Source organism: Pantoea dispersa (genome assembly GCF_019890955.1).
In the GTDB taxonomy this organism is placed as follows: Bacteria; Pseudomonadota; Gammaproteobacteria; order Enterobacterales; family Enterobacteriaceae; genus Pantoea; species Pantoea dispersa.
This window is the reverse complement of the sequence record NZ_CP082346.1, coordinates 537,275-560,437: the sequence shown is the minus strand read 5'-3', so window position 1 is coordinate 560,437 and position 23,163 is coordinate 537,275. Positions and strand designations below refer to the sequence as shown.

Below are 23,163 nucleotides of genomic sequence, written 5' to 3'. Positions count from 1 at the left end.
CGTAGCGGAGATCAACGATTACGCCGTCCCGGACGGTTAAAATACAAGCCTTGTGACTCGATGGGATAGCTGATGGGTGTTTTACATGAGATTGTCCAGGCGCTGTGGCATCAGGATTTTGCCGCGCTGGCCAATCCGGATGTGGTGTGGATTGTCTACGGCGTGATGTTTCTGACGCTGTTCCTGGAAAACGGTTTGCTGCCTGCCTCGTTCCTGCCCGGCGACAGCCTGCTACTGCTGGCAGGGGCGATGATCGCCAAAGGCGTGATGGATTTTGTGCCGACCATGGTGATTCTCACCACCGCCGCCAGCCTCGGCTGCTGGCTGAGCTATCTGCAGGGGCGCTGGCTTGGTAATACTAAAATCGTCAAAAGCTGGCTGATGCATTTGCCAGCGCAGTACCATCAGCGCGCCTGGCACCTGTTCAATCGCCACGGCCTGATGGCACTGCTGGTTGGCCGCTTTCTGGCCTTCGTGCGCACGCTGCTGCCGACCATGGCGGGCATTTCGGGTTTGCAGAACGGGCGTTTTCAGTTCTTCAACTGGCTGAGCGGCGCACTGTGGGTCGGGATTGTGGTGGCGATGGGCTACGGCATCAGCCAGGTGCCGTTTATCAAGCGCCACGAAGATCAGGTGATGGCGATCCTGATGGTGCTGCCTATTGTGCTGCTGTTTCTCGGCCTCGGCGGCAGCATTGTGGTGATCTGGAAAAAGCGTCGCCAGAAAGCCTGAGCCTCTGTAAAGCGCCGCCGTTTCAGGCGGCGTCAAACGGCTGCAGCGCCCCGGTCTGGCGCGCGCGGCTCGCCTCTTCTCCCGGCGTCACGCCAAAGTACCGTTTAAACTCCCGCGAAAACTGTGACGGGCTTTCATAGCCGACGCGCACGGCGGCGGCGCTGGCCTTCAGCCCATCCTGCAGCATCATTAACCGCGCCTGATGCAGCCGGTAACGTTTGAGATACTGCAGCGGCGACGTCTGGGTCACCGCCTTAAAGTTATGGTGAAACGCCGAGACGCTCATATTGACCTCCGCCGCCAGCATTTCCACGCTCAGGCTTTCGGCAAAGTGGTTCTCGATGCGGCGCAGCGCCCGGGCCACCTGGCTGAACTGCGTCTGGCGATTGACCAGCGACAGCAGCGCGCCGCCAATCGGTCCGGTCAGTACGTAATAGATGATTTCACGCACCAGCTGCGGGCCGAGCACGCGGGCATCACGCGGTTTATCCATCACATCCAGCAGCCGTTCCGCGGCGCACAGCATCTCCTCGCTAAGAAACGCGGAGTGAATGCCGGAGGTTTGCGGCTGCGGCTGAAACTGCTCGTCATCGCCAATGCTTAACAGCAGATCCTGCAAACTGGCCGGATCCACGGTGAGACTCATGCCGGCCAGCGGCTGCTGCGGCGTGGCGTCGGTTTCGCACTCCACCGGCAGCGTGACGGTGAGCATCAGATATTTGGTGGCGTCGTAGCGAAACACCGTACTGCCGAGGTAGCCGGTTTTGTGTCCCTGAAACAGGATCACGATGCCCGCCGGATACAACATCGGCGTGCGCGGCAGCGGTTCCTCCGCGTAGATCAACCGTACGTTTTCCACCGCACACAGCGGCTTTTGTGGCTCGCGCATCAGCGTGATCACGCGCTGCGCCAGCTGGCGGCAAAGGGCATCGTTCGGCATGGCACTCTCTCGGGCAGCAAAAAAGCGCAGTGTGCCGCATTGCTGCATAAAGCTCCAGATGGCTGGAGAATCAGGCAAGATTTTTGCAGGATTGCACCGGGCGAAAGTGCCGTTCGGTTGCCACAATGATCCTCAGGTCAGGTTTGTTGACTAGACTTAAGCACATCGTTTCTACGGTAAGTCACTGCAACCGATAAGGAGTCACTATGGCAGAGCAACCCCGGATTAAACTGCACGACGGCAACATGATGCCGCAACTCGGCCTTGGCGTCTGGCAGGCCAGCATTGATGAAGCGCGCAACGCCGTGCTGGAAGCGCTGAAGGTCGGCTATCGCTCCATCGATACCGCCGCCGCGTATAAAAATGAAGAGGCGATTGGCCAGGCGCTGCAGGAAACCGACGTGGCGCGCGATGAGATCTTTATTACCACCAAGCTGTGGAATGATGACCAGCAGAATGTTGAACAGGCGATGGAGACCAGCCTGAAAAAGCTGCAGCTGGAGCAGGTGGATCTCTATCTGATGCACTGGCCGTGTCCGCAGAAAGACCACTACGTCGATGCGTGGAAGAAAATGGTGGCACTGCAGCAGCAGGGCCTGGCGAAAAGCATCGGCGTGTGCAACTTCCATGAAGCGCACCTCAAGCGGCTGATTGATGAAACCGGCGTGTCGCCGGTGGTGAATCAGATTGAACTGCATCCGATGCTGCAGCAGCGCACGCTGCATGCGTGGAATGCACTGCATCAGATTCAGACCGAGTCGTGGAGCCCGCTGGCGCAGGGCGGTGAAGGCGTGTTTGATCAGGAGATCATTCGCGAGCTGGCGAAGAAGTACAGCAAGACGCCAGCGCAGATTGTGATTCGCTGGCATCTGGACAGCGGCCTGGTGGTGATTCCGAAGTCGGTAACGCCGGCACGCATTCAGGAGAACTTCCAGGTGTTTGATTTCCGGCTGGATAAGTCAGAAGTGAGCGAGATCGCGAAGCTGGATAAAGGCAAGCGGCTGGGACCGGATCCGGAAGAGTTTAATGGGTAACGTGGTTGAAGGATGCCATGGGTGAAGGGTGCGGTTTGCCCCCTCACCCCGGCCCTCTCCCGCACGCGGGAGAGGGAGGTGTCCGCGCGACTCTGAAGCGGTATACCAGTGTGTAATACGGCACAAAACGGTCCCCTCTCCCGCTGGCGGGTGTACAGTCCGGGGACATCGTGAACACTTGTTCGGGGACATGGCAGACACTTACAACTAAGGCATAAGAACCCGTTTATGGAGTCGCTTATGCCCTGGGATGCGAGAGATACCATGTCATTACGTACTGAGTTTGTTCTGCTCGCCTCGCAAGACGGGGCGAACATCCGCGAGCTGTGCCGCCGCTACGGCATATCTCCCGCCACCGGCTACAAGTGGCTTCGCCGCTGGGAGGAGGAAGGACCGTCCGGCCTTCAGGACCGCTCCCGCGCGCCCTGTCACTCACCCAACCGCTCATCTGACGACATCACTGACCTGCTGCGTATGGCGCATGAGCTTCATCAGCACTGGGGGGCCCGCAAGATTAAGCGCTGGCTCGAAGACCGCGGGCACGGCATGCCGGCCTTCAGCACCGTCCACAACCTGATGGCCCGCCACGGCCTGCTGCCGGGCGCAGCGCCGGGCGTCCCGGCCACCGGCCGGTTTGAGCATGCGGCCCCGAACCGGCTCTGGCAGATGGATTTCAAGGGCCACTTTCCCTTTGGCGGCGGCCGCTGCCACCCGCTCACCCTGCTGGACGACCACTCCCGGTTCTCGCTGTGCCTGGTGCACTGCGCTGACGAACGGCGTGAGACGGTACAGGAGCAGCTGGTCAGCGTCTTTGAGCGCTACGGCCTGCCGGACCGGATGACGATGGACAACGGCTCGCCGTGGGGCGACACCACCGGCACCTGGACGGCAGTGGAGCTGTGGCTGATGCGCCACGGCATCCGGGTGGGGCACTCGCGGCCGTATCATCCGCAGACGCAGGGGAAGCTGGAGCGCTTTCACCGCAGCCTGAAGGCGGAAGTGCTGCAGGGGAAGTGGTTCGCGGACAGCGGTGAGCTGCAGCGCGCCTTCGACCACTGGCGGACGGTCTACAACCTCGAGCGCCCGCATGAGGCGCTGGAGATGGCGGTGCCGGCGTCGCGCTATCAGCCCTCATCGCGGCAGTACAGCGCCCGCGTAGCGCCACCGGAATACGACGAGGGCGTGATGGTCAGGAAGGTGGATATCAGCGGGAGGCTGAGCGTAAAAGGGCTCAGCCTGAAGGCGGGCAAGGCGTTCAGGGGAGAGCGTGTCGGGCTGAAGGAGACGGGGGAAGACGGTTATTACGAGGTGTGGTGGTACAGCACAAAAGTGGGGGTGATCGACCTGAAGAAAAAGTCGATCACCATGGGTAAAGGATGTTAAAAAGTGTTCACTATGTCCCCGAACACCTGTCTGCCATGTCCCCGGACTGTACAGCGGGAGAGGGTTAGGGTGAGGGAAAAGAAACGCACCTCACCCGACCGGATTCACCACCATCTGCCCTGCCGTACCGCGATCGGCGAGTTCCAGCGTCTGGCTGTAATAGACAAACGGGAAATGCTCTGACGAACTCTGCGGGAAACTCACCAGCAGTTCGACATCGCCATCCACCCAGACCGTATCTTTCCAGCCGCGATCTTCTCCCATCGACTGCGCGCCGTTGACGCTTTTAATCAGGAACATCACGCCCTGAATATGCAGCGACTGCGGTCGGTCGGCGTGAATGATCCAGCGCTCAAAGGTGCCCTGCTGCACTGTCGTATCGATACGATTCATGTCCCACAGCACACCGTTAATGCCCGGCGTGCCGTCGCCGAGGCGGAATTCGCGCGTGCGCACCGCCACGCCATCCAGAATCTGATCCGCCAGCAGGCGCATCGGCAGGTTGTCGGTCACCAGCGGCAGCAGGCCGGTTGGACGCAGCGTCAGTACCAGCGTGTTGGTCAGAATCGATGACGGTTCAAACAGCCCGCGCAGACGATCCATAATGCCTGCCGCCGTGCCTGCAGTGATCGACACTTCATCGCCCTGCGACATGTCCACCAGCACTTCGCGACGTTCACCCGGCGCGAGCGACAGCGTTTGCACCGCTACCGGCGCGGGCAGGAAGCCCTGATCGCTGGCGATCACCGTAAACGGCCGGTTGTCGCTAAAGCTGAGATCGAAACGGCGCGCATTGGCCGCATTCAGCAGGCGCAAACGTACCCAGCCGCGCGACACTTCGACATACGGGTTTTGCACGCCGTTAACCAGCAGCGTATCGCCGAGAAACCCGCCGTCCGACGGTGGGTTATAAACCGGCGTGGCAAAGTTATCGAGGCGCTTGTCCTGAATAATCAGCGGGAAATCATCGACGCCGTAATGCTTCGGCAGCGGCAGCGCTTTGCTGATGTCATCTTCGATCAGCCACATCCCCGCCAGGCCGTTATAGACGTGCGGCGCCATGCGATTTGGCGTGTTGGCGTGATACCACAGCGTGGCCGCGCCCTGACGAATCGGCAGCACCGGCGCCCAGTCTACGCCGGCGGACATCATGCGCGGCGCACCGCCCATCAGCGCGCCCGGCACCTGCAAACCGCTGACGGTCATCGCCACCGGTTCATTGAGGCGGTTGCTGTAGATCAGTTTGACATCATCGCCGCTGTAAACGCGCACCGTCGGGCCGAGGTACAGGCCGTTAATGCCCCATACCGGCACTTTGTTGCTGTTGCCGTTGAAGGACCAGTGGCTGCGCTGCAGCGTAAGGAACAGCGGCTGACCGCGGCGTGATTCGATCAGCGGCGGCACCGGCAAAGGCACATCGCCCAATGGCGCGGCGGCGCGGGCGGCGTAAGGCATAACGCTGGAAGCCAGCGCCATACCGGCAGAAAGCTGAATAAACTGACGTCTGCTGCAAGACATAAAACTTCAGACCTTTTGAGCGTGGCGTGAAGACGCCGTGTCCATGTTGTTATTTTTAATCGTGTTGTGAAGCGCCCGAAAGGCGCGGCTGTGTGTCCGGGTCAGGTCAATGCGCATCCGGGACCCGGTGCGCATGAATGCGCACCCTACAAATGGCGTGATCCGCAACAAATCAATGCGTACCCGACAAACGGCGGGACACGGCGCGCATCAATGCACCCGACAGATCGAGCCATTGCGCGCTGCGGGTGAGCCATTTTTTGCCGGCTAGATTTTACCGTTTTTTTCGCGTTCGGCGACTTCAGCGTTCAACTCTTCCAGCTTAGCAGACATTAATTCACGGCAGTGGGTCGCCAGTTTACGTACCGACGTGGTTTCAAACTGCGTGGTATCCACTGGCGGCAGCATTTCCACGATCACTAAGCCATTGTTCCAGCGATTCAGTTTGATTTTGCCGTGGGTGTTAGAGACCACCACCGGGATGATCGGCACGCCCGCCGCCACCGCCGCATGGAACGCACCGGTCTTGAACGGCAGCAGACCGCGTCCGCGACTGCGCGTCCCTTCCGGGAACATCCAGAAGGAAATTTTCTTCTTTTTAAACTGCGCCACCAGCTCGCCGATGGTGCCGTGCGCTTTGGCGCGGTTATCGCGGTCAATCAGCAGGTTACCGGTCAGCCAGTAGAGCTGGCCGAAGAACGGGATCCACAGCAGGCTTTTCTTGCCCACCGTGACCGTGGTCGGCTGCACGATATTGGCAGCGGTGATCATGTCGTAGTTGTTCTGATGGTTAGCGATGTAAATCGCGTTGCCGTAGCTTTCGGCATCCGCCGGTTTACGCAGTTCGACTTTGACGCCAAACACCGTCGACAGACGACCAAACATGTGACCAAAGGTCGCCACGTGGCGCGGATTACGCGGTGAAAACAGACACCAGATGCTGCCAAACACACAAACCAGAATCGAATAAATCACAACGATCAACGTGCGTAAAATTAGTAACATAGCTTCCTCAAATGTGGCAGTCCTTCGCCTTTTCAGTCTTACTCTTCGCTATTCGCGTCACTTTTTGGCCGCGCTGGCGCATTCACTTCCACGCTATCGATCCGCTGCAGTCCGCGCGATACGCTACCGCGACGGCCGCGCTCAGCACGCACTTTCTGCAGATCTTCATCACGCATGATCAGCTTACGCTTGCCGACATAGATAGTGATGGAACTGCCCGGCGGCAGAATCAGCAGCCACTGCAGCTTGTCCACGCCCGCGGCGGCGTCCGCGGACGGAATCGAGATAATCTTGTTGCCCTTGCCTTTCGACATCTGCGGCAGATCGGCCACCGGGAACATCAGCATCCGCCCCGCCTGGGTGATGGCCAGCAGCATGTCGTCGCCAGAGTGCACCGCCAGCGGCGTCATCACTTTGGCGTTTTCCGGCAACGTCAGCAGCGCTTTACCGGCGCGGTTGCGCGACACCAGATCGGCAAAGGTACAGATGAAGCCGTAGCCGGCGTCGGAGGCCATCAGCAGCTTCTGATCGTCCGCTTCCATCAGCACCTGCTCAATCACCGCACCCGGCGGTGGCGTCAGCTTGCCGGTGAGCGGCTCGCCCTGCCCGCGCGCCGACGGCAGCGAGGTCGGATCCAGCGTATAGCTGCGGCCGGTGGAATCAATAAACGCCACCGGCTGGTTGCTCTTGCCGCGCGCGGCGGCACGGTAGCTGTCACCCGCTTTGTAGCTTAATCCCGCCGGATCGATATCGTGACCTTTGGCGCTGCGCACCCAGCCCATCTGCGACAGCACAATGGTGACCGGCTCAGCGCTCACCAGCTCGTTCTCGCTCAGCGCTTTCGCTTCTTCACGTTCATGCAGCGGCGAGCGGCGATCGTCGCCGTAGGTCTGGCTATCCGCCAGCAGTTCTTTCTTCAGCAGGTTACTCATTTTGCGATCAGAGGCGAGGATCGCCTGCAGCTGATCGCGCTCTTTTTCCAGTTCGGCCTGTTCACCGCGAATCTTCATCTCTTCCAGTTTGGCGAGATGGCGCAGTTTCAGTTCCAGAATCGCTTCGGCCTGGGTTTCGCTGATGTCAAAGCGCGACATCAGCACCGGCTTCGGCTCATCCTCGCTGCGGATGATGTGAATCACCTCATCAATATTAAGGAACGCCACCAGCAAACCTTCGAGGATATGCAGACGACGCAGCACGCGTTCCAGGCGATGATTGAGACGGCGTGTCACGGTATCGCGGCGGTACACCAGCCATTCCGAAAGGATCTCCAGCAGGTTTTTCACCGCCGGACGGTTATCCAGCCCGATCATGTTGAGGTTAACGCGGTAGCTCTTCTCCAGATCGGTAGTGGCAAACAGGTGGTTCATTACCTGATCGAGATCCACCCGATTGGAGCGCGGCACAATCACCAGCCGCGTCGGGTTTTCGTGATCCGATTCATCGCGCAGATCCTCCACCATCGGCAGCTTTTTATTGCGCATCTGGCTGGCGATCTGCTCCAGCACGCGCGCACCCGACACCTGATGCGGCAGCGCGGTGATCACCACCTCGCCATCCTCTTTTTTCCACACCGCACGCTGGCGGATTGAACCACGGCCGTTCTGGTAGATCTTGCGGATCTCGTCGCGTGGCGTGATGATCTCGGCTTCGGTCGGGAAGTCCGGCCCCTGCACGATCTCCAGCAGCTCATCCAGCGTGGTGTTGGGCTTGTCGATCAGGCGCACCGCGGCTTCGGCCACTTCGCGCAGGTTGTGCGGCGGAATATCGGTCGCCATACCCACGGCGATGCCGGTGGTGCCGTTGAGCAGGATGTTCGGCAGGCGCGCCGGCAGCATTTTCGGCTCCTGCAGCGTGCCGTCGAAGTTCGGGATGTAATCCACCGTGCCCTGCCCCAGCTCGCTGAGCAGCACTTCGGCATATTTCGACAGGCGCGATTCGGTGTAACGCATCGCCGCAAAGGATTTCGGATCGTCCGGCGCCCCCCAGTTGCCCTGACCATCCACCAGCGGATAACGGTAGGAGAACGGCTGCGCCATCAGCACCATGGCTTCGTAGCAGGCGCTGTCGCCGTGCGGATGGTATTTACCCAGCACGTCACCCACGGTACGCGCCGATTTCTTGAATTTTGCGCTGGCGTTAAGCCCCAGCTCGGACATGGCATAAACAATGCGGCGCTGCACCGGCTTGAGACCGTCACCGATGTACGGCAGCGCACGGTCCATGATCACGTACATGGAGTAGTTCAGGTACGCGTTTTCAGTAAACTTGTGCAGGGCAAGACGCTCTGCGCCATCCTGTGTCATTTCACTCATTAAGCTGGCATCCTCACTTCGTGGCCCGCAACGGCGGGTCATCCGGCGGTCATTTGGCGAGGATAGTACCTTATTCGCGGGATTTAGTCACAGGGAAGCCGTTGAGGACAGAAAGAATCTCCCGACCTTAAATAACGTGACGCCAGTTGAAAAAATAAAAAGGATTGAGAGCATCATCACACTTATTTAGCACTTTATTGTGTGAGCAAACTCGCATTTAATTTCCTGTCATCGCGGTGTATTAATACTGTCCGCCTGACGGGACAACATTTAGTATTGTTGCTGCCGCCATCCTTTCCTAAATTCATACTCCATAAGACACACCTTTTTCGCGACGGCTTGCTGGCAATGAAATAAATGCCACAAGGAAAAATCCCATTAGGTTTTACCAAAATAAAGGGTGACCGAATGCAAATACTGACTTCGCGACAACACCGGTTAGTGAAATTGCTGTTGCAACAGGCGGCGCCGCAGCCGATTGGTCAGCTGGCGTTACAGCTCGGTGTCTCCGGAAAGACCATTCAGCGCGACCTGCAGTGGCTGGAGAGCTGGCTCAGCAACTGGGCGCTGACGCTGGAGAAAACCCCTGGCCGCGGTGTGCGGCTGCGGGTTGAGGATATGCAGCAGCGTTTGCAGCTGGAGCAGCAGCTGAACGGCGACGAGGCCGGCGACGCGCTTAGTCATAACAGCCGGCGGATAAAAATCGCCTCCCAGCTCCTGAGCGATGCGCCGCGCGCCACGTCAATCAGCAAGCTGTCCGAGCGCTACTTTATCAGCCACGCCTCGATTGTGAACGACCTGAAAGTGATTGAAGAGTGGCTGCAGCCGCTGGGGTTAACGCTGCAGCGCGGCCCGGGCGGCACGCACATAGAGGGCCATGAGCAGGCGCTGCGTCAGGCGATGGTGTCGCTGATCAACGATGTGATGCAGCAACAGGTCGCCGGTACGCCGCTGCTGCCGCGGCTCGATCCCGGCAGCCAGCAGGCGCTGGTGCACTATTTTGGCGAAGAGGATGTGGCTTTTGTGCAGACGCTGCTGCAACAGATGGAGCAGCAGCTGAGTTATCCGCTGGGCGATGCCTGGTATCTCAATCTGTGCACGCACATCCTGATCATGATGCACCGCATGGCGCAGGGCAACGCGCTGGCGCTGGACATTCTCACCACCGCGCACGATCTGGATCAGTCGATTCTCACCATTGCCCGGCAGATGGTAGTGCGCATTGAGCAGCGCATCGGCTGTGCGTTGCCGGCCGATGAAGTCGGTTTTATTTATCAATATATCGTCTCCTCCGGCATTGTGGTGGAAGAGCGTGGCGATCAGGTGACGCTGCATAATCAATTTTCCACTGCCGAGTCGGTTAAAATAACCTGCGAATTAATTGATCGTTTCTCGGCGTTTATTCAGCAGGATTTATCTCAGGACCGTTTATTATTTGACGGTTTACTGGTGCATATAAAGCCATTATTAAACCGGCTTAAATATCATATTCATATTCGCAATCCGCTGCTGGATGATATTAAACAGGATATGAAAGAGATATTTTCTCTGACTCAGCAGGCAATGCAACTGACCGCGCGCACCTACGCTCTGTCGCCGGTGGCTGAGGATGAAATTGGTTATCTGTGCGTTCATTTCCAGGCGGCACTGGAGCGGCAGATTGCTCATAAACGCATCCTGGTGGTGTGCTCCAGCGGCGTGGGCACCTCACACCTGCTCAAGAGCCGCATTTTACGTGCCTTTCCGGACTGGGAAATTGCCGGCGTGGTGTCAGCCAGCAATCAGGCGGCGTTTTGTCAGCACCACGCGGTGGATTTGGTGATCACCACCATCCACCTCGACGCCGGTGCCATTCCGGCCGTGTATGTCAGCGCCTTTTTTAATGATGACGATATCCGGCGGGTCACTGACGCCATGATTGGCAGCCAGCTGCCCAACGGCACGCCCTGCGCGTTGGCCGCACACTGATTGAATGAGGAGCAACCATGGACATTTCCCGCATTCTGACGCCGCGCCGCGTTAACCTGGCGCTCAGCGCCACCAGTAAAGAAGAGGCGATCAACGAACTCACCGATCTGCTGGTGAGCGACGGCGCCATCAGCGATCGCGCCGCGTTTATTGCCGATGTCTGGCTGCGTGAAGCGGAAGGCTCGACCGGCTTCGAAAACCATATCGCGATTCCGCACGGCAAATCGTCGGCGGTCAAACAAACCACGCTCGCCATTGGCCGCACCCAGCAGGATATTCCGTGGGAAACGCTGGATGGCAGCCAGGTGCGCTGCATCATCCTGTTCGCCGTGCGGCTGGAAGATCAGAACACTACCCATATTCGCCTGTTGTCGCAGGTGGCCAGCGCGCTGGCCGATGATGAGGTGATAGCCCGACTGCTGGCGGAGAATGACCCCGGCAATATCATCCGGCTGTTTAGTCAGTACGCCGAAACCGACCTCTGTTAATACCCAACACCTTGAGGTGCCACATGAATATCGTCTGTGTAGCGGCCTGCACCGCAGGCATCGCGCATACCTACATTGCGCGCGAAAAACTGATTAAGGGGGCTCACGCGCTGGGCCACACCATCCACGTTGAAACCCAGGGCACCATCGGCACTGAAACGCCGCTGACACGTGAGCAGATCGACGTCGCTGACGTGGTGATCCTCGCGGTTGACGTCAAGATCAACGGCGAAGAGCGCTTCCAGGGCAAACCCATCGTGCGAGTGAAAACCGAAGTGGTGATCAAGTCACCGGTGAAATTCCTCGAAAAAGTGGCGGATTCACTGGCGCGCGCCTGAGGAGATCGATCATGAGCGATCACAAACGTCAGTACGGCCAGGAGATCAAAGGCCACCTGCTCACCGGCATCTCATGGATGATCCCGCTGATCGTCGCCGCCGGCATCTGCATCGCGCTCGGCCAGGTGATTGGCGGGCCGGACGTCGGCAAGCAGACCGGCAGCATTGCGTGGATGCTGAACCAGATCGGTGGCTGGGGCATGGGGCTGATTGTGCCGCTGATCAGCGCCGCCATCGCCTACTCCATTGCCGATCGTCCCGGCTTTGCTCCTGGTCTGATCGTCGGCTTTATCTGCGGCCAGATCGGCACCGGCTTTATCGGCGGCATTCTGGGCGGTTTCCTCGTCGGCTACACCGTGCTGCTGCTGCGCCGGGTGATCAGGCTGCCGCAGTCGATGCAGGGGCTGATGCCGATCATGGTGCTGCCGCTGCTCAGCACCATCATCGCCGGGCTGCTGATGATGACCTTTATCGGCCAGCCGATCGTCTGGCTGCAAAAGACGCTGATTGATCTGCTGGAGTCCATGCAGGGCGGCTCAAAGTTCGTGATGGGCGCCATCCTCGGCGCGATGGCCACCTTCGACTTTGGCGGGCCGATCAATAAGACCATGTCGCTGTTCGCCGACGGCATGCTGGTCGACGGCATTTACGGTCCGGAAGCGGTGAAGTTTGTCGGCTCCATCATTCCGCCGTTCGGCATCACTCTCTCGTATCTGCTGACGCGCCACAAATACACCAAAGCAGAGAAAGAGGCGCTGAAAGCCGCCTTCCCGATGGGCATCTGCATGATTACCGAAGGCGTGATTCCGATTGCGGCACGCGACCTGCTGCGCGTGGTGGCCAGCTGCGTGGTGGCCTCAGCGCTGGCCGGCGGACTGATTATGGTGTGGGGCGTGGAAGCGCCGGTGCCGCACGGTGGCATGTTTGTGGTGCCGCTGTTCACCAAACCGTGGCTGTTCTGTCTGGCGCTTGGCATCGGCACCGTGGTGTGCGGCGTGATGCTGTCGGTGATGAAAAAACCGGTCACGCAGCAGGATGAAGAGTTCGATGACGTGGAAGCGCCCGGCGTCCGCGATGAAGAGATCAAATTCACTCTGGAATAAGGAGCCCGCATGTTTGCCATGATGAATGACCTGATTCAGGCCGCCTTCCAGCACAAGTACGCAGTGCTGGCGATCAACTGCTTCAACCTCGAAACCGCCCGCGCGGCGATTCAGGCGGCGGAACAGCAGCGCGCGCCGCTGATCCTCAATGTGTATCAGGGGCACAGCGCGCATTTTCCGCCAGCGGTGGCGGCGCCGCTGGTACAGGCGCTGGCGGCTCAGGCCGCGGTGCCGGTGGCGCTGGCGCTTGACCACGGCAAAGCTTTTCCGCTGATTGGTCAGGCGTTTCGCGCCGGCTTTACCGGTCTGATGATTGACGCATCGGCCGAGCCGCTGGCGGACAATATTCGTCAGACCGCAGCGGTAGTGAAGATGGCGCATACCGCTGGCGTGTGCGTTGAAGGCGAGCTGGGGCATATCGCCGATGCGCCCACATATGAACTGGCCGATGCCGCCGTGAAGATGACGCGGGTGGAAGACGTGCTGCCGTTTATTGAGCAGACCGGCATCGACCTGCTTGCGATTTCGGTCGGTACCGCGCACGGGCTTTATCCGCCAGGCGTAAAGCCGAAGATCGACTTCGAACGGCTGCAGCAGCTGCACGCGGTGACGACGCGGCCGCTGGCACTGCACGGCGGCTCGGGCACCCCGGCGGAGGATATACGCCGCGTCAGCGCCTGTGGCGTCGCTAAGATCAACGTCGGCGCTGCGGTGTTCGACGCCGGTAAGCACGCGGTGCAGCAGGCGCTGCGCCAGCATCCGCAGGCCGAGCTGGCCGATGTGCTGGCGCTGATGGAGTCCGCCTGTCGCGAAGTGGTTATTGAATATCTGAGCTGGTCAGGGTCGGCAAACCGCTACTGACGCCCCGATCGCGGCGCAATTTCCAACTGTTTCTTTTTATCCCTCATCGGGTCGGCGCGTGCGCCGGCTCTGGTAAAACTCACGCTAAGGAAACATAAACATGTTGATTTCAATGAAAGAGATGCTGGCCCCGACCCGTGAACATCGCTTCGCCATCGGCGCATTTAACGTCGCTGACAGCTGCTTTATCCGGGCCGTGGTGGAAGAAGCCGAAGCCACCAATACGCCCGCCATTATTTCTATCCATCCGAGCGAACTGGAATTTGTCACCGATGAATTTTTTGGCTACGTGCGCGAACGCACCCTGAAAAGCCGCGTGCCGTTTACTATTCACCTCGATCACGGCGCTTCAATTGCGCAGGTGCTGCGCGCTATTCAGTGCGGCTTTACCTCGGTAATGATTGACGGCTCGTTGCTGCCGTACGAAGAGAATGTGGCGCTGACCAAAGAGGTGGTGAAGCTGGCGCACGCGGTGGGCGTGTCGGTAGAAGGCGAGCTCGGCACCATCGGCGATACCGGTACCACGGTGGAAGGCGGCGTGAGCAAGGTGATTTACACCGAACCGGCGCAGGCGGAAGATTTTGTGCAGCGCACCGGCGTCGATACGCTGGCGGTGGCAATTGGCACCGCGCACGGTATCTATCCCAAAGATATGAAACCGGAGCTGCAGATGCACATTCTGAAGGAAATCTCCCAGCGCGTAGATATTCCGCTGGTGTTGCACGGCGGTTCGGCCAACCCGGACGCGGAGATTGCCGAGGCGGTGACGCTGGGCGTGGGCAAGATTAATATCTCCAGCGACATGAAGTTCGCCTATTTCGCCAGACTGCGCGAGATCCTCGCGCGGGAGAGCTGGTGGGATCCGAATGTGATTTATCCGGACGCCATCGCCGCCGCGAAAGCGGTGATTCGCTACAAGATGAATCTGTTTGGCGGGCTGGGTAAAGCCGGGTTGTATCGTTGATTCCAAAACAATAAATAGGGCCGCTACGGAAGTGCGGGATGTCAGTTGCCCATGCCGTAGCGGCGCGATTTATCGCGCGTATTCACCCGCCGCACTGCTGCTGATTGCGCAATAAATTGCGCCGCTACGGGACGGTAACGCCTGTCGCGATACGATTTATCGCTAACAATTACTTCACCACGCCCAGCCACTGTCTGGCGATCTGCGCATATTCGCCGGTGGCAGTGCTGAGGTGCAGCCACTGATCGACATACAGCTTCCAGCTCATATCATCACGTGGGATCATGTAAGCCTTCTCGCCATACTGCATCGGCTGCTGCGGATTGATGGCGCACAGCGACGGATAGTGCTGCTGCTGGAACAGCGCTTCGGAAGCATCGGTAATCATCACGTCGGCTTTGTTATCCACCAGCTGCTGGAAAATGCCGGTGTTCTCCGCCAGCTGCAGGCTGGCCTGCGGCAGATGACTGTGCACAAACGCTTCATTGGTGCCGCCAGCCGGCTCGATTACCCGCACCTGCGGCTGGTTGATCTGCTCAACCGTCTGGTACTTCGCTTTATCCGCGCAGCGCACCAGCGGAATCTTGCCATCGACGCCCAGCGGCTGTGCGAACCAGGCGATCTGCTGACGTTTAAGCGTCACGGAGACACCGCCCAGCGCGATATCACACTGTTTCGCCACGAAATCTTCGCTCAGGGTTTTCCACGTGGTTGGCACCCACTTTACTTTTGCGCCGAGGCTGGCGGCCAGCGACTGCGCCATGCTGATGTCCAGCCCTTCATACTGGCCGTCGCTGCGCAGAAAGGTGTAAGGCTTGTAATCGCCGGTGGTGCAGACCTTCAGGGTTTTGCTCTGGCGAATGTCATCAAGGTGGGATTGCGCCTGAGCCGTGCCGGCCACCAGAAGTAAGGCACTCAGTATCACAGTTTTCATGGTGTGTTCTTTTTAAGTGGATGTTGGTTAGCGTGCGGATTGTTGCATAAGTAACGGCATTATTGCTTTGAGAGCAAAAGTCTTGTGATCAATCACGCATTTTTTTGCCCCGCGCGCGCGCGTAGAGTGGGCGGCATCTATGAGAAACGGAGCGAATTATCTATGAGCAAGATTTTGATTATCGACGGCGGCAAGACCTTTGCCCATTCCAAAGGCGAACTGAACCATACCCTGACCGAAGTGGCGGCCAGCCAGCTGCGCGATCTGGGCCATGAGGTTCAGGTGACCGTTGCCGATAGCGACTACAACGTGGCAGACGAAGTGCAGAAATACCTCGACAGCGACGTGGTGATTTATCAGATGCCGGGCTGGTGGATGGGCGAGCCGTGGACGGTGAAAAAGTACATCGATGAGGTGTTTACTCTGGGCCACGGCGCGCTGTACGCCAGCGATGGCCGTTCGCGCAGCGATGCCGGCAAAAAGTACGGTTCCGGCGGCCTGATTCAGGGCAAAAAATACATGCTGTCGCTGACCTGGAACGCCCCGCTGGAAGCCTTTACCGATCCCGACCAGTTCTTTGAAGGCGTCGGCGTGGACGGCCTGTACCTGCACTTCCATAAAGCCAATCAGTTCCTCGGTATGGAAAGTCTGCCGACCTTTATCTGTAACGACGTGATTAAACAGCCGGACGTGCCGCGCGATATCGCACGTTATCGGACTCATCTCAGCCAGATCTTTGCTTAACTGTAAGCACACCGGGAAAAAACAGAAGGAAGCGTTATGTTAACTGTGGTTGCAGAAATTTGCGTTAAGCCGGGCCGCCGTCAGGAGGTGCTGGAGGCGATTAATAAACTGATCCCTGTCGTGCTGGAAGAAGAGGGTTGCCATCAGTACGATGCGCTGGTCGATCACCAGGCGCAGGTGCCGTGGAAGCAGAACTCGCCAGACTCGATCTTTATGCTCGAGCAGTGGGAATCGCTGCGCCATCTGGAGCAGCATCAGCAGATGCCGCACATGGATGCGCATCGCGCCACCATCAAAGATGACGTGGTAGACGTGAAAATTCTGGTGCTGGAACCGACCGCCTGATTTTCCGCTGCAGGCATAAAAAAAGCCCCGGTTTTGCGACCGGGGCTTTTGTTTAGCAGCTAATCAATGATCAGTGCTGTTCGTTGTGCAGGTTCTGCACCAGCAGTTCCGCATCACCGTTGCTGTAGACGTTGTACTCGTTGCCACCGACGGTGACGGTACCGGTGGCCTGCTGCCAGGAGCTGGCATCTTCACCGGCTGGCAGGATGTCTTCCAGCGTCAGCGCCTCGCCCTGTTTGGCATTCACCACCAGCTGTGACTTGCCGTTGTCGATGAACAGAGAGTCCTGGCCCTGCGCCATGATGTCGTTGAGCGACATGCTCATCAGTCCTTCTACATCAGTGGCACCCGCAGCGAAGATCGAGTTGATTTCTGGCGGCGGCGGCGGGGTAACGTCGACGTTGGTCTTAACGGTATGGTCAATGACCAGCTCGTTACCGGCCGCATCGCGTATCGTGACGTTAAAGGCATAATCGCCTTCTGCCAGTTTGTCAGACTCATAGCGCCACACGCCGTTTTGCACCACGGTAGAGCCGATCAGATTCTCACGCGCTTCGTCGGCCCAAATCATCACGATAGAACCGTTTTCTGACCCCTTACCTTTGAAAATCAGGGTGTCATCGTTGGTGTCCGGACGCACCGGGATTTCAATGCCGGTTTTATCCGCAAACACGCCTTCGAAGTTAGCCTTAGGGCCACCTTCTACTGGCTCCGGCTTGGTGGTATCCACATCAAAGTTGATGGCGGCTTCTTTGTCGCCTTTCACACCGGACTGGCTCACCGGCTGTACTTCAACTTTATGGTTGCCCTCGCCCAGTTCTGGCAGCTCATAGCTCCACTTGCCGTCAATAACGTCAACTACAATCGGCTCCAGATCGTCGATGTAAATGATCACCTGCGACAGATCTGGTGAGGTACCCTTCAGGGTTGGCTGTTTATCATCGGTAACCATGCCATTTTCGATGTTACCCTGAATAGGACCGACGTTATCCTCCAGTACGTATGAGCCTTCCATCGAGCCTGGCTTTTTGGTGTCGATGATCAGATCGATAGGATCGGAGGGCTGCGATTCGTTGCCAGCCGGATCGGTGATCCCGATGATAACCTGATAGTTACCGTCATCGATTGGGTTCTCCGGTTTCACTTCCCACTTGCCGTCTTCGCCGACAATGCCGGTGCCGATCACCACTTTATTACCGGTACCGTCTTCGATAATGACTTCCACTTTGTCGCCCGGGTTGCCGCCGTCGCCGCCGAAGCCAGGACGGTTGTCATCAATGGGCTGACCTGGCTCAACCGGACCGTTTTTATCACCTTCGTTATCGATGATCGTCGGTGGTTTTGGCTGATCCGGTGGCGTAATATCGATAATCACGTTGATTGGATCAGAGGTCGGTGACTCTTTGCCGGTGGACGGATCTTTGGCGATCAGTTCAATATCATGCGAACCCTCTGCCAGTTCTGGCAATTCAATTTCCCACTTGCCATCTCTAACAATTGCGCTTGCCACCGGCTCGCCATCAACGATCACGGAAATGACGTCGCCATTGTTGCCTTCACCGCGCAGCACTGGCGTGGTGTCGTTGGTGGAATCGCCTGGCTGCAGTACGCGCTCTTCATCACCGTTGTTGGCGACCATCTCATCCACCACCGGGGCCGGCAGAATGTTGCTGTCGACAACCAGTTTGAACGGATCGGTTTTCTCAGAGACGGTGCCGCCTTTGCTGATAGAATCCACAACCAGCGAGTGCTCGCCCTCACCCAGCTCAACCTCCAGTTTCCATTCACCGCGTGAGTCCACCACGGTTGAACCGATCAGTTTATCGCCGTCCCACACGCGCACGATCACGCCCGCATCTCCCCTGCCCGACAGGGTTGGAGTTTTGTCATCGGTAATGTCACCTGACTTCAGCGGACCGGTAACGCGGCCTTCGTCATCGAACACCTCATTCAGTGATGGCGCGTCCGGCACTTTGGTATCCAGCGTCAGCGCGAAGTTGTCAGAGCGCGGGCTCTCGGCGCCGAAGCGATCGGTGTAGCTGGCGCTGAACACGTGGGTGCCGTCGGTAGTCAATTCCGGCGTGAAGCTCCAGCGACCATCGGCACCGGCTTTCACGCTGCCAATCGCTTTGGAGTAAATATCGTAGATTTTGACCAGGCTGTCCGGCTGAGCAACACCGTACAGGGTTGGGGTTTTGTCATTGGTGTAGTTGCCCGGCGTCAGATAGGTATCCGCGCTGCCTTCATTATCAATCACGCGCATAATCTGCGGTGCTTCCGGTGCAGAAGTGTCGATATTGTAAATACGCGGAGTTGATGATCCCCAGTTGCCCGCACGGTCCAGATAACGAATGCCCGCGACGTGCAAACCCTCTTTCAGCTCCGGCGACTCAAACTGCCATTTGCCACTGGCATCAGCGCGGGTAGTATAAACTGTTTCATCAATAACAATCTGTACTAATGCATTGGGTTCCGCGTTTCCACCGCTGATCGTAATTACTTTTGTGTTGATGGTTCTGACCGGTTCACCCGCAGAATTAGCCGCATCCACGATGGCTGCTTCTGCCGGCGTTTCAGATACCGCTTCGTTCACTGCCTGAGTGACTACACCGTCGGCAATTGTCAGGTTGAAAGCATCAGAAATCGGGCTTTCATGGCCAACCGTATCTTTCGCCATCACGGTCAGCTTGTGCTCGCCGTCTGCCAGTTCCGGCGTGATGCTCCATGCGCCCATTTTGTCTGCTACCACTGAACCGATCTCTTTACCGTTATCGTACAGGGTAACAATCGTGCCAGGTTCTGCCACACCAGACAGCGCCGGCGTTTTGTCGCTGGTGGCGTCACCCGGCGTCAGGTAGCGATCTTCCGCCGCAGCGTCATCAATCACGCGCCAGATTTCCGGTTTCGCCGGAGGCGTAGTATCCATATCAAGAATGAAGATAGTCGGATTACTCGGGTTAGTCGCTTTATCAATCGATACCAGCTGAATGACATGGGTGCCGTCTAACCAGCTGGTTTTCGGGTCGAATGACCATTTGCCGTCCTCGCTGATATCTACAATGTGCATTTCACCATCGATTGTAATCTCCAGCTTGCCGCCGTTGGCATCGCCTACGCTTTTATCAATCCATTTATAAAACTGATCTTTGGTCGAGATAACGCGGGCGTTCTCTAGTTTATCTTGAATATTAGCCATGATGTGTATTCCTTTTACGTTAAATAATGTTTCGGGATTTCCAGCCGAACACAGGTTTAATTTCGCTTTTTATGCCTGCTGACAATACGAGAAACGTCTTAATCGATTAAGTTATATAAACCTCTAATAACTTCACCGAGGCACAGTGCCTCACACCTCATCAATATGAGATGTGAGAATGCGCTGCTAAAATAATTAAATCAGATCACTTATTTTCTATACTGATAATAACCCGGCGCTCGCTGGCATAGCATGCTTTCTGCTCCTGCAGACTGCCTGAACACTGGGTATTGACCTGAGATTCACCCATGCTCTGCGCGGTGATATTGGCCGCATTCATCCCCAGGGCGATCAGCAGTGCTTTCACCGCCTCAGCGCGACGCTGGCCGAGCGCCATATTGCTGCTGTCGCTGCCAATAGGATCGGTAAAGCCGGTGACGATGATGTGGCGTTGAGCGGCATTTTCCTTTTTCAGCATGCCGGCAAAACTGCTGAGTGCTTCGCGCCCCTGTGCTGAGATGTCGTTGCTGTTGGCGCTGCCAAAGCGGAACAGCAGGTCGGATGAAAATGCATAGTTATCATAAGCTTCAGTCGTTCCTTCCTGACAGCGCTGTACCGACGAGGCGCGCGACAGCAGATGAGCCTGCCGTTTGGTGCTCAGCAATTCCTGCTGCGCCTGCTGCTGGCTGACCACCAGCGGACGACCGCTGTCATCGAGGTTAGCGCGAATGTAGTAGGTTTTACCGGCAGCCAGTTTATCACTCCACGATTGCGCGCGTTTACCCTGATAATCTGGCGCATCGTTGACATAACTGCCCAGCGAATGCGTGCCCGGCGCGACACAAAACACCGTATAGCCACCGGCCAGTAATGACGTCTGAAATTCACCGTCGACATAAATATTCGCCGGTTTTTCTCCGGTTAATAAAGCCGGACGATAATAAACCACCCGCGCCTGCTCTGCCGATACTGGCGATAAACTGCGCCATGCGGCACCAAATGAATTTTGCGCCTGGGTTGAAAAAGTCGTTAATACTGGCGCACACACCAGTGAAGCTAAAAGTAATTTTTTTGCAATTTTCATTTAAGTTTCACAGGTGCAATAAATTGCACCTGTATGCTCCAGATAAATTAGAATTGTTCGATTTCGTTCTGTAAGAACAGCGCATCTGATTGGGAATTATTTTCAGCCATTACACCACTCTGGCTTTCCTGATTATTCCAGTCATTAAACGCATCGTTATTAAGCTGCAGTAATTCCGCATTAATCGGCTGCTGCTGCTCGTCGGCCTCATTGAACAGTTCATGATTGTCCAGCGAAAGCAGAGCAGAAAGATCGAGACCGGCCAGCTCAAGCGCATTAATTTCTGGCGGCGGCGGTGGAATGGTGTCGACTTCCACTTCATAAATGTCCGTTTTGCCGGTCACTTCGCCATCGCTGGAGAACACGCCGCGCAGCTGATAAACATCATCCGCCAGATCCGTCGTCGTCAGCTCCCATTTGCCGTCAGCACCAATTGTAGTAGTGAAGCTGTAGCTGTTCTCCAGACCGACAATGTAGATGGTAACCAGCTCGCCTGGCACGCCTTTACCGGACACAATGATGCTCGGATCGTTCATCGCGCCGCCGTTTTCGATTGGCGTACGCACGCCGGCGTCGTTATTGTCTTTAAAGATATGCTCAATCACGCCGGAAACCGGAACGTCCGGATCGGGCAGGCCATCGACAGGTTCAGGATCGACCGGCACTTGCGTGTCGCCTTCAAACCCAATCGTGACCTTGTCAGAGGCCGGCGATTCGTTGCCGGCCGGATCGCGCACTACGATCTCCAGCTCGTGCTCACCCGGTTGCAGATTGTTTTCTGGCGTGAAGGTCCACTTGCCGTCTTCCACAATCACCGAACCAATGGGCTTGCCGTTGTCGATAATCACCACGATATCGCCGTCGTTGCCGCTGCCTTCCAGCGTCGGACGCAGATCTTTTGTGGTGGAACCGTCTTCCAGCGGATTACCTTCGCTGTCTTTAATCACGCCGATGCCCGGATTTTCCGGCGCCACGGTGTCCACATCCACGATGAACGGATCGGATGGCAGTGATTTGTTCCCCACCTGATCGACCACCACGATGCTCAGCTCGTGTCGCCCATCCTGCAGCGCCGGAGCCGTAAAGGTCCAGTTGCCTTCGGCGTCTACCCTGGCGGTGCCCAGCTTCACGCCATCGTTCCAGATTTCTACCGTCGAGCCCGCTTCAGCTTTACCGGTCAGCGTCGGCGTATTGTCTTTCGTCACGCCACCTTTTTCGATCAGCACCGGCGGATCCTGCATATCGTCCATCACGCTGCCAATGGTGCCTTTGGCTGGCGCCGTCAGATCGATGATGAATTCCCACGGATCGCTCTCTTCACCTACCACGCCTTCGGCGTTACGCTCGGCGGTAACGATGCTGTGATTGCCTGCCGCCAGCGGTTTTTCCGGCGTAAAGGTCCAGTTACCCTCGTCATCCACCAGCACTTCACCCAGCAGCGTCTCACCATCCCATATTTCAATGGTGTTGCCCGGCGTGCCGGTGCCGTTGAAGGTGGGCATGGTGTCATCGGTGCGGCCGCCGTTCGCTACCGAACCGGTTACGTCGCCGATATCATCAATCACATCGCTGATGGTGGGCTTGCTGATATCGCCGCCGCCGCTGCCACCGCCGCCTTCACCTTTGCCGCTGTGGCTGCCGTCGTTATTGTCGTAATGGTGTTTCGCCGCGACATAGCCAAGACCCGCCGCTGCCGCGATAGCCGCCAGACCGCCGAGCGCAATCAGCGCCGGCGACCATTCAAAGCCGCTGGCCAGTGCGTAACCGGAATTATCATCAACGCTGCCTTCACCCAGCGCCAGCGCGGTAGTTTCGCCGTCGGCCAGCGCGGCCGCTTCGTGGTCGGCATTGCCGTCCGTCGCGACGTAAGCGTGCATTTCGCCGTCTTCCGCTTTACCCACTAAGGTGCCGGATTTAGCGAAGAAATCTTCGATAATCAGATCCGGTTTGCTGGCGTCTGAGCCTTCCAGCATCACCAGCAGGTTTTTCCCCACGCGTTTAACGGTGATGTTTTCAGGCGCGGTGCCGTCCTGATTCTGCGTCAGCAGGTATTTACCGTTGGTAATTGCCTGAATCTTCACTGCTTTGCCATCTTTACCGGCGCGCAGCACTTCCGCTTTTGTTATGGTTTTCTTATCGATAACCGCCACACTTACGGGTGAAACGTTCATGATTCTTCCTTCCGTCGATTAATTTTGACTGCGCGTTTGCAGG

The 23,163-nt window shown here is 57.5% G+C and carries 19 protein-coding genes; 11 read left to right on the top strand and 8 right to left on the bottom strand.

All coding sequences use genetic code 11. The features are described 5' to 3' along the window. Positions 1 to 72: 72 nt before the first annotated feature. On the top strand, positions 73 to 732 hold the full coding sequence (locus K7H94_RS02675; RefSeq protein ID WP_021509591.1) for a DedA family protein: 660 nt from the start codon (positions 73 to 75) through the stop codon (positions 730 to 732). Between the two features lie 22 nt (positions 733 to 754). Here the strand turns inward: K7H94_RS02675 and K7H94_RS02670 are convergent, their stop codons facing one another. Continuing rightward, positions 755 to 1,672 (bottom strand): AraC family transcriptional regulator, encoded by a 918-nt coding sequence (locus K7H94_RS02670; protein WP_058771382.1) that lies wholly within the window; start codon positions 1,670 to 1,672, stop codon positions 755 to 757. Between the two features lie 206 nt (positions 1,673 to 1,878). On the opposite strand from K7H94_RS02670, the gene dkgA reads away from it, so the two are divergent. Together dkgA and K7H94_RS02660 are read left to right on the top strand one after the other, a co-directional pair. Continuing rightward, positions 1,879 to 2,706, top strand: a complete 828-nt coding sequence (gene dkgA, locus K7H94_RS02665; RefSeq protein ID WP_141496431.1) for a 2,5-didehydrogluconate reductase DkgA — start codon at positions 1,879 to 1,881, stop codon at positions 2,704 to 2,706. 240 nt (positions 2,707 to 2,946) lie between these two features. Further along, complete coding sequence (locus tag K7H94_RS02660) at positions 2,947 to 4,089, top strand: IS481 family transposase (protein ID WP_420874718.1); 1,143 nt, start codon at positions 2,947 to 2,949, stop codon at positions 4,087 to 4,089. Positions 4,090 to 4,179: 90 nt separating this feature from the next. On the opposite strand, the gene ftsP is transcribed toward K7H94_RS02660, so the two are convergent. From ftsP to parC, 3 genes are all read right to left on the bottom strand, one after another. Beyond that, on the bottom strand, positions 4,180 to 5,607 hold the full coding sequence (gene ftsP, locus K7H94_RS02655) for a cell division protein FtsP (RefSeq protein ID WP_031280127.1): 1,428 nt from the start codon (positions 5,605 to 5,607) through the stop codon (positions 4,180 to 4,182). Positions 5,608 to 5,874: 267 nt separating this feature from the next. After that, complete coding sequence (locus K7H94_RS02650; RefSeq protein WP_058759788.1) at positions 5,875 to 6,612, bottom strand: 1-acylglycerol-3-phosphate O-acyltransferase; 738 nt, start codon at positions 6,610 to 6,612, stop codon at positions 5,875 to 5,877. 38 nt (positions 6,613 to 6,650) lie between these two features. Beyond that, on the bottom strand, positions 6,651 to 8,924 hold the full coding sequence (parC, locus tag K7H94_RS02645; RefSeq protein WP_021509596.1) for a DNA topoisomerase IV subunit A: 2,274 nt from the start codon (positions 8,922 to 8,924) through the stop codon (positions 6,651 to 6,653). Positions 8,925 to 9,332: 408 nt separating this feature from the next. On the opposite strand from parC, the gene K7H94_RS02640 reads away from it, so the two are divergent. The 6 genes from K7H94_RS02640 to K7H94_RS02615 all read left to right on the top strand — a co-directional run bounded on the left by K7H94_RS02640 (position 9,333) and on the right by K7H94_RS02615 (position 14,646). Next, positions 9,333 to 10,892: a BglG family transcription antiterminator gene (locus K7H94_RS02640; RefSeq protein WP_222951594.1), complete on the top strand. Its 1,560-nt coding sequence runs from the start codon at positions 9,333 to 9,335 to the stop codon at positions 10,890 to 10,892. A 17-nt stretch (positions 10,893 to 10,909) separates the two neighbouring features. Further along, positions 10,910 to 11,380 (top strand): PTS sugar transporter subunit IIA, encoded by a 471-nt coding sequence (locus K7H94_RS02635; protein WP_010618474.1) that lies wholly within the window; start codon positions 10,910 to 10,912, stop codon positions 11,378 to 11,380. 23 nt (positions 11,381 to 11,403) lie between these two features. After that, a complete protein-coding gene (locus K7H94_RS02630; protein WP_222951593.1) occupies positions 11,404 to 11,718 on the top strand; it encodes a PTS fructose transporter subunit IIB in 315 nt (104 codons plus the stop codon). 11 nt (positions 11,719 to 11,729) lie between these two features. Beyond that, a complete protein-coding gene (locus K7H94_RS02625; RefSeq protein WP_058776533.1) occupies positions 11,730 to 12,821 on the top strand; it encodes a PTS fructose transporter subunit IIC in 1,092 nt (363 codons plus the stop codon). A gap of 9 nt (positions 12,822 to 12,830) precedes the next feature. Beyond that, entirely contained in the window at positions 12,831 to 13,682 is an 852-nt protein-coding gene (locus tag K7H94_RS02620; RefSeq protein WP_058776532.1) for a class II fructose-bisphosphate aldolase, read from the top strand. A 100-nt stretch (positions 13,683 to 13,782) separates the two neighbouring features. After that, positions 13,783 to 14,646 (top strand): ketose-bisphosphate aldolase, encoded by an 864-nt coding sequence (locus K7H94_RS02615; protein WP_058759784.1) that lies wholly within the window; start codon positions 13,783 to 13,785, stop codon positions 14,644 to 14,646. Positions 14,647 to 14,815: 169 nt separating this feature from the next. On the opposite strand, the gene K7H94_RS02610 is transcribed toward K7H94_RS02615, so the two are convergent. Next, on the bottom strand, positions 14,816 to 15,580 hold the full coding sequence (locus tag K7H94_RS02610; protein ID WP_059009791.1) for a transporter substrate-binding domain-containing protein: 765 nt from the start codon (positions 15,578 to 15,580) through the stop codon (positions 14,816 to 14,818). A 162-nt stretch (positions 15,581 to 15,742) separates the two neighbouring features. On the opposite strand from K7H94_RS02610, the gene K7H94_RS02605 reads away from it, so the two are divergent. Beyond that, complete coding sequence (locus K7H94_RS02605) at positions 15,743 to 16,324, top strand: NAD(P)H-dependent oxidoreductase (RefSeq protein WP_150059418.1); 582 nt, start codon at positions 15,743 to 15,745, stop codon at positions 16,322 to 16,324. 36 nt (positions 16,325 to 16,360) lie between these two features. Further along, positions 16,361 to 16,669, top strand: coding sequence for a putative quinol monooxygenase (locus K7H94_RS02600; protein WP_058759782.1), 309 nt, complete (start codon positions 16,361 to 16,363; stop codon positions 16,667 to 16,669). Positions 16,670 to 16,739: 70 nt separating this feature from the next. Here K7H94_RS02600 and K7H94_RS02595 read toward each other — a convergent pair whose 3' ends face one another. The 3 genes from K7H94_RS02595 to K7H94_RS02585 form a co-directional block, all read right to left on the bottom strand. Continuing rightward, positions 16,740 to 19,865, bottom strand: coding sequence for an Ig-like domain-containing protein (locus K7H94_RS02595; protein WP_222951592.1), 3,126 nt, complete (start codon positions 19,863 to 19,865; stop codon positions 16,740 to 16,742). A gap of 205 nt (positions 19,866 to 20,070) precedes the next feature. Then, positions 20,071 to 20,814, bottom strand: coding sequence for an OmpA family protein (locus K7H94_RS02590; protein ID WP_222951591.1), 744 nt, complete (start codon positions 20,812 to 20,814; stop codon positions 20,071 to 20,073). A 182-nt stretch (positions 20,815 to 20,996) separates the two neighbouring features. Then, positions 20,997 to 23,120 carry an Ig-like domain-containing protein gene (locus K7H94_RS02585; protein ID WP_222951590.1) on the bottom strand — a complete coding sequence of 708 codons (2,124 nt, stop codon included), beginning with the start codon at positions 23,118 to 23,120 and terminating at the stop codon, positions 20,997 to 20,999. Between the last annotated feature and the right edge of the window lie 43 nt (positions 23,121 to 23,163).